At 40.2% G+C, this 7,222-nt stretch carries 6 protein-coding genes and 1 pseudogene; all 7 read left to right on the top strand.

Features of this window, described 5'->3' with window-relative positions:
- The coding region (locus IIC38_19215; protein ID MCH8128056.1) for an alpha/beta hydrolase at positions 1-651 on the top strand (651 nt) is incomplete at its 5' end.
- Between the two features lie 475 nt (positions 652-1,126).
- Positions 1,127-1,591: a hypothetical protein gene (locus tag IIC38_19210; GenBank protein ID MCH8128055.1), complete on the top strand. Its 465-nt coding sequence runs from the start codon at positions 1,127-1,129 to the stop codon at positions 1,589-1,591.
- A 39-nt stretch (positions 1,592-1,630) separates the two neighbouring features.
- Positions 1,631-2,464 (top strand): redoxin domain-containing protein, encoded by an 834-nt coding sequence (locus IIC38_19205; GenBank protein ID MCH8128054.1) that lies wholly within the window; start codon positions 1,631-1,633, stop codon positions 2,462-2,464.
- Positions 2,465-2,819: 355 nt separating this feature from the next.
- A pseudogene (locus tag IIC38_19200) lies at positions 2,820-4,434 on the top strand (NAD-dependent malic enzyme).
- Positions 4,435-4,696: 262 nt separating this feature from the next.
- Positions 4,697-5,002: an integration host factor subunit beta gene (locus tag IIC38_19195; protein MCH8128053.1), complete on the top strand. Its 306-nt coding sequence runs from the start codon at positions 4,697-4,699 to the stop codon at positions 5,000-5,002.
- A gap of 42 nt (positions 5,003-5,044) precedes the next feature.
- Positions 5,045-5,449: a protein kinase gene (locus IIC38_19190; protein ID MCH8128052.1), complete on the top strand. Its 405-nt coding sequence runs from the start codon at positions 5,045-5,047 to the stop codon at positions 5,447-5,449.
- Positions 5,450-5,522: 73 nt separating this feature from the next.
- Positions 5,523-7,046, top strand: coding sequence for a sigma 54-interacting transcriptional regulator (locus IIC38_19185; protein ID MCH8128051.1), 1,524 nt, complete (start codon positions 5,523-5,525; stop codon positions 7,044-7,046).
- Positions 7,047-7,222 lie beyond the last annotated feature (176 nt).

Here is a 7,222-nt window from a genome sequence, read left to right as displayed (position 1 = left end):
TACACATTCGATAATATGGCTGCAATTATAGAAGGCTTCCTGGAAAAACTTGATGTGAAGAAATACAGCATTTACTTAATGGATTATGGTGCACCGATAGGATTCAGGATTGCGGCAAAATACCCCGAGCGTGTAGAAGCATTAATTATTCAAAACGGTAATGCCTATGATGAGGGATTACTTGAATTCTGGGATCCAATTAAAAAATATTGGAACGACAAAACAGAAGAAAATGGCAAAGCCCTGGAAGGATTTCATTCTCTCGATGGTTTGAAATGGCAATATACGCATGGGGTAAGGGATCCCGAAAAAATCAGTCCCGACAATTGGAACATAGATCTAAGACATTTAACAAGAGACGAAAATGATAAAATTCAGTTAGCCATGTTTTACGACTACCGTACAAACGTACCTCTTTATCCAGGCTGGCAGGAATACTTCCGTACTTATCAGCCTCCAACAATAATTGTTTGGGGGAAAAATGATTACATCTTCCCTTCCGAAGGAGCATTTCCTTACAAAAGGGATTTGAAAAACATAGAATTTCATTTGCTTGACACAGGACACTTTGCCCTGGAAGAAGACGGGGATGTAATAGCTAAGCTAATCAGAGAGTTTCTGAGCAAACAAATCAACTATTCAATTAATTAAAATCTTATAGAAACATTTCTAAACAGGAAAAAAATCATGAACACTTTAGCAAATCTTTCACCGTACACACATTGGTTCTTATGTTTATCAGTTGCAAGTGTTTTTATTTACTGTTATAAGAACAGCTGTTAAGAGATTAACAAAAAATTAACTCAGAAAGGAGGCTATTAGACAGAACTATTAACAAATTAATTAAACGTATTTAACTCGTTTCAAAAAAGGAGAATCACAAATGAATTCATCATAGCCGAAAGGTTCAAGCAACCGACCCGGGCTTTGATCCGAAGGATACCGAAAAAGACGAGGGGCCAGGACATCTGTTAAAGAAGAATATGGCGCCACCAATTCCGGTAGAGGAGATCGGGAAGATCGACGCTGTGTTTCTGAGTCACCAGCAGCACTACGATAATCTTGACATAAAAGGACGCCTGGGAATCCTGATATCTATGCTGCGGGTGATGTTACGGGCGAGCCGATGTTCGTCTACGTCGGGGCCTATGGCGGGACGACGGCTGCGGAGAACGCCCTGACTGGCAATACCCTGCCGTTCGATCTCACGGCAGTGCCCAAGGTCACTTTTACGGATCCGCAAGTGGCGTCGGTCGGACTCACCGAGGAGGAAATCCGATTCCAGGGGATGGAACCGATTAGCTCAGAGTTGCCTCTTGAACATATACCCCGTGCGCTTGCCGCGCGCGACACGCGTGGTTTCGTCAAGCTTGTAGCAGACAAGAATACACGGAAGATCCTTGGGGCCCATATTCTGGCCTCAGAAGCTGGCGAGATGATTGCGGAGTTAGCACTCGCCGTTCAGTTCGGACTCACGATCGAGAACCTGACATCGGTGTTCCACCCCTACCTGACCCTGTCCGAAGGGATCAAGCTTGCCGCGCAGACATTCGACAAAGATGTGACGAAGTTGTCGTGCTGTGCGGGATAGGGCCCGGTTTCCAGAAGTAAATAAAAAAAGGAGCCAAAAATGGGTGAAAAAAACAATATTAAAGGTTCGGCTGCGAAGGCTTCCGAATATCGCTTTAAACGCCTTAGGACTCAGCTCTTGATTCAAGATTTTCAATTCAAGAAGACGGCGCCTGGCCCTGGCGACCCCTTACCTGAGTTCGATTTGGTAACGACAACTGGCGATCGAATCAAGACGAAGGATTACATTGACAAGCAGCCACTTCTGCTGATATTCGGGTCGGTGACTTGTCCGATGACTGTAAGTTCTTTCACACCGTTGAAGCGACTTTACTCTAAATTCGGCGACAAGATAACTTTCGTCATGCTGAATGTTCGTGAGGCGCATCCAGGGGAGAACTATCAGCAGCCGGAAACTCTTGACGAAAAGCTCGAACATGCAAAGGCTATGAAGGGCCATTATGATATACCTTGGACAGTAGCTGTTGACGACATCGATGGGAGTCTACATCGAGCCTTAGACACGAAGCCAAATGCTGCCTATCTCATGAATACAGATGGCAAGATTGCATTCCGTTCTCTTTGGGCTGGCGATGAACAGGGATTGGAGCAAACATTGGAGCGTGTTTCGGCTGGCAAAAACCCAGTAAAACCACAGAGTGTAGCGATGTTTGGTCCACTGGCTCGAGGCATCGGATATTTTCACGAAGTGTTGAAGCACGCGGGACCACAGGCGCAGCGTGACCTGCTGAAGGCTGCACCTCCAATGTTTTTGGTTGGTCGCATTGCGTTGCTCTTTCGACCGCTCTCTCGCAACTCACGTGGCATTGCTGCCTTGGCGACGCTAGGCAGCTTAATAGTTATGACTATTGGTGTGGTGATATGGTTTAGCTGAACCGATTTCAAAAATGTGGGAAACAACAAATAAATCATAACCTTAAACTTTAAATCAAACAAAAAAGTAGGTAAATAAAATGAAAATTCACTCAACTCAATGACTCGGATTTGTTTTCCCATGAGATGCCTACCATTGTCCGCCTGTGGGCTGAAAAATTATCTATCCATTCAAACATTCCAATAAAGTCAAGAAAACCATTGATTTTGGACTTCTCAATGTGTACTATCCAATATCGTTGCACTGGAAATTTCTCCTGGCTATAATCAAAACTCTTGAGATAACTATATTCTGATTGGCAAAAGGTGTAAAAACAATGATATATACAACCGTTAGCAAATATTAAACAGAAATTATGATTACAAAAAAAAGAAACTTTGAATTACTACATGATGGCACATTAAATAAGTCCGTTGCTTTTACAAAAGAAGAAAGAGAACAATTAGGATTGAGAGGTTTATTACCCTATTCAATAGTAAGTCAAGATATTCAGGTAAAACGTGTTATGAATGGTATAAAACGTAAGGCTTATGATATAGAACGATATATACTTTTATCATCTCTGCAAGATCGTAATGAAAAGCTTTTTTATAGGGTTGTTACCAGTCACATTGAAGAAATCATGCCCTTAATTTATACACCAACTGTGGGTCAGGCTTGTAAAGAATTTTCTCATATTTTCAGAAGATCAAAAGGCTTTTACATCACTCCGGATGATAAGGGAGAAATTAGTAAAATCCTTGATAACTGGCCTGAAAAGGATATCCGAGTAATTGTTTGTTACAGATGGGCAACGCATACTTGGTCTTGGAGATTTGGGAGCAAATGGTATGGGAATTCCAATTGGCAAACTAGCATTATACACAGCTTGTGCTGGGATACTTCCACACCAATGCCTACCAGTGATGTTGGATGTTGGTACCAATAATCAGGAAATACTAGAAGATATACTTTATTTAGGTTATCCCAAAAAACGACTTGAAGGGGAAGCATATTTTGAATTGGTCGAAGAATTCGTAATGGCCGTGCAGGAAAAATATCCTAACGTGTTAATCCAGTTTGAAGATTTTTTAACTCCAAATGCTTACGCTTTATTGAAAAAATACAGGGATCGTGTACTCTGTTTTAATGATGATATTCAAGGTACTGCTGCTGTTTCATTAGCGGGTGTGTATGCCTCTACGAGAATTACAAGAATAAATTTTTCAGATTTAAGAATTATGTTTTTAGGTGCTGGTTCAGCAGCTACTGGTATTGCCGACCTTATGGTCTTTGCCTTTGTAGATGAAGGCTTGAGCAAAGAAGAAGCTTATAAGTGTTTATGGTTTGTAGATATAAACGGACTGGTAGTGTCTAGTCGAGATGATTTGATGGAACACAATCTCCCTTATGCTCATGATTATAACCAGTTAAATTTTATTGATGCAATTGATTCGATAAAACCTCATGTCCTAATTGGAGCCACAGGAGCTCCCGGCACATTCACTAAGAAAGTCATTGAACATATGGCAACCATTAATGAACGACCTGTAATTTTTGCCTTATCCAATCCTACGTCTAGAGCAGAATGTACGGCTGAGCAAGCATATAATTGGAGCAATGGAAGAGCTATCTTTGCTAGTGGAAGTCCATTTGATAAGGTTCATTTTAATGGAAAAGAATACCGCCCCGGACAAGGGAATAATGCTTATGTCTTCCCAGGATTAGGCTTAGGTGCTATAATATCTATTGCTCGGACTATTCCAGACGATTTGTTTTTAGTTGTTGCTCGAACACTTGCCGAATTGGTGAATGAAAAAAATATTCAAGATGGTGCACTTTATCCACGATTAACAGAAATCAGGAAATTATCATTGGCTATTGCCACAGCTGTAGCAGAAAAAGCTTATGAATTAGGTATAGCTCAAAACGATAAGCCTCAAGATTTAAAACAATTTATTTCGGACTATATGTATGATCCACGTTATTAGAAAGAAAGTACACTCGTTCAAATAAATGAACATTTGCTAACAAAAAATAAAAGGCATTAAAACGCCTTTTATTCATTCCCATTTTGGGTGGTTTATGTAACCCTTATATAAGGGCTGCAGCGTGATGGATAGAATTTATCCCCCCATGATGTCCATAATCTGAAAAATTATCTATCTAATCAAATCCTAATAAAGTCAAGAAAACCATTGATTTTGGACTTCTCAACTAGTATTATGCAATTATGATGGATTGTTTATGACAATGAAGACTACCGTAACAAAGAGGGATATTGCTAATCGAGTTGCCCGTGAAGTGGATGAAAGATTTCCATTAACAGAAAAAATTGTGTCTGCATTGTTTACGATTTTGCGAGAAGTTATGGCAGAAGCTGACCCTGAAGTAAGGATTGAGATTCGTGATTTCGGTGTTTTCGAAGTAAAGACGACAAAAGCAAAGCCCAAAGCTCGTAACCCCAAAACCGGTGAGACTGTTTATGTTTCCCCAAGAAGGAAAACACATTTCAAACCAGGGAAATTACTTAAAAAGGAGTTAAAAAGACCTCTCTAAACAATAATATGATTTTACCTTGACAAACAATCGAAAGCCATCATGATCGGCCAAACCATCCCGCCCAGGCGGGACAAAATCCTTTCCAAGCTCGGCGAAGGCGGGATGGGTTTGGTCTATAAAGCCCAGGACCTTAAGCTCGACCGGTTTGAAGCGCTCAAGTTTCTGCAACCACATATCGCAAAGCATGGTGAGGAACGAAAACGCTTCAGAGTTGAAGCGCAAGCGGCTGCTGGTCTGAACCATTCTAACATCGCTATCATTTACAGCATCGAAGAATTCAAGCTTGCCTCCGCGGAAGAGGGGGATGAGATGTTCATTGACATGGAATATATCAAGGGTAAAACACTAAAGGACAAAATCGAAACCGGTCCCCTGTCTATTGATGAAACTCTAAATCTTGCCATTCCTATGGCACGAGGCTTACAAACTGCCCATGAGGAATGAGGCGGACCAAAAGAAAGAATTGGATATGGAGCGATTGGATTTAATATTCAACTTGTAAAGTAAGAAAATTACTATGGCACATAAAAAAGTAGAAGAGACCCACACGAAGCATCAACCCTTAACTAAGACAACACAATATAGGAATGCAATAAATGAATTAGAGCAATTGCAAAGGCATGAAGAACTCATTTTAAAATCAGTGGGGGAAGGAGTATATGGCTTGGATACAAAAGGGCACACAACGTTTGTAAACGATACTGCAGCTAATATGCTTGGTTGGCAGCTGGAAGATCTAATCGGAAAAAGACAGCACGATATTATTCATCATACTAAACCGGATGGCTCTCACTATGAAGCAAAGGATTGTCCTATATATGCTGCATTTAAAGATGGCAAAGTTCACCGTGTTGATACTGAAGTCTTTTGGAGAAAGGACGGGACATGCTTTCCGGTTGAATATATCAGTACGCCTATGAGGGATGATAAAGGAAAGTTGATGGGTGCAGTAGTCGCCTTTAGTGATATCACCAGAAGAAAAGAAGCAGACCGGGCTATTCAGAAAAGCAATGCAGACCTGCAAAAAGCATTAACAGAAGTTGAACAATTAAAAACCCGGTTAGAGCAAGAGAATATATATCTGCAGCAGGAAATTAAATTGACTCATAACTTCGAGGAAATAATAAGCCAAAGTAAAAAATTTAGAAAAGTCTTAACACAGGTAGAGCAAGTAGCAGCCACCGATTCAACTGTTCTGATTTTGGGAGAATCAGGAACCGGTAAAGAACTGATAGCGCGTGCAGTTCATAACATCAGCAAACGCAAAGAAAGAGCACTTGTAATAGTCAATTGTGCTGCATTGCCCTCCACTTTAATCGAGAGTGAATTATTCGGACACGAAAAAGGTGCTTTTACAGGAGCGTTTGCACGCAAAATCGGCAGATTTGAACTTGCTGATGGCGGCAGCATTTTTCTGGATGAGATTGGAGAAATCCCCCTGGAACTACAACCAAAATTACTCAGGGTTCTTCAGGAAGGTGAGTTCGAAAGATTAGGAAGTACAAAAACTACAAAGGTGAATGTTCGGGTAATTGTTGCCACCAACCGGGACCTCCGGATGGCAGTTGAAAAAGGAGAATTCAGAGAGGATCTTTATTACAGATTAAATGTGTTTCCTATCAATCTCTTGCCTCTAAGAGAGAGAAAAGAAGATATCCCATTATTAGCTCAGCATTTTTTGTTAAAACATGGAACAAGAATCGGAAAGCAGATTGGTGCAATTACACAAAAAGTAATGGATGCTTTAATTAATTACTCCTGGCCGGGTAACGTTCGGGAATTGGAAAATATTATTGAAAGAGCTGTGATCATCACACGTGGTAATAAATTGGATCTAGGTGATTCATTACCAAAAAACATTGGCGTACTTCAAAAAGAAGAAATAACAACCCTCGAAGAGAACGAAAGAAGTTACATATTAAAAGCTTTAGAATTTACAAATTGGAAGATCAGCGGTGAGAGGGGAGCTGCTAAATTATTGGGGATAAAACGAACAACTCTTGAATCGAGAATGAAAAAATTAAACATCCAACGCACATAATATTTGATGTCTATTCTAGATGCCCGTGCCCAATACTATCGACTATTTCACTACCCATTTAGATAAATGTTTCTATTCTTTAAAATAGTTCAGATAAATTATCTATTTGCAAATAATCAAATGGTTTATTATTATAAAAATAAAACACAACAATCAGGATGATATTATTAAGTAAT

This window comes from candidate division KSB1 bacterium, from assembly GCA_022566355.1.
In the GTDB taxonomy this organism is placed as follows: domain Bacteria; phylum Zhuqueibacterota; class JdFR-76; order JdFR-76; family DREG01; genus JADFJB01.
This window is presented reverse-complemented; position numbering and strand designations above follow the sequence as displayed.

What these genes read in the sequence shown, in the direction of transcription:
- IIC38_19210 (MCH8128055.1), top strand. Translation starts at nt 1,127, where the DNA reads ATGTTCGTCTACGTCGGGGCCTATGGCGGGACGACGGCTGCGGAGAAC.
- IIC38_19205 (MCH8128054.1), top strand. Translation starts at nt 1,631, where the DNA reads ATGGGTGAAAAAAACAATATTAAAGGTTCGGCTGCGAAGGCTTCCGAA.
- IIC38_19195 (MCH8128053.1), top strand. Translation starts at nt 4,697, where the DNA reads ATGAAGACTACCGTAACAAAGAGGGATATTGCTAATCGAGTTGCCCGT.
- IIC38_19190 (MCH8128052.1), top strand. Translation starts at nt 5,045, where the DNA reads ATGATCGGCCAAACCATCCCGCCCAGGCGGGACAAAATCCTTTCCAAG.
- IIC38_19185 (MCH8128051.1), top strand. Translation starts at nt 5,523, where the DNA reads ATGGCACATAAAAAAGTAGAAGAGACCCACACGAAGCATCAACCCTTA.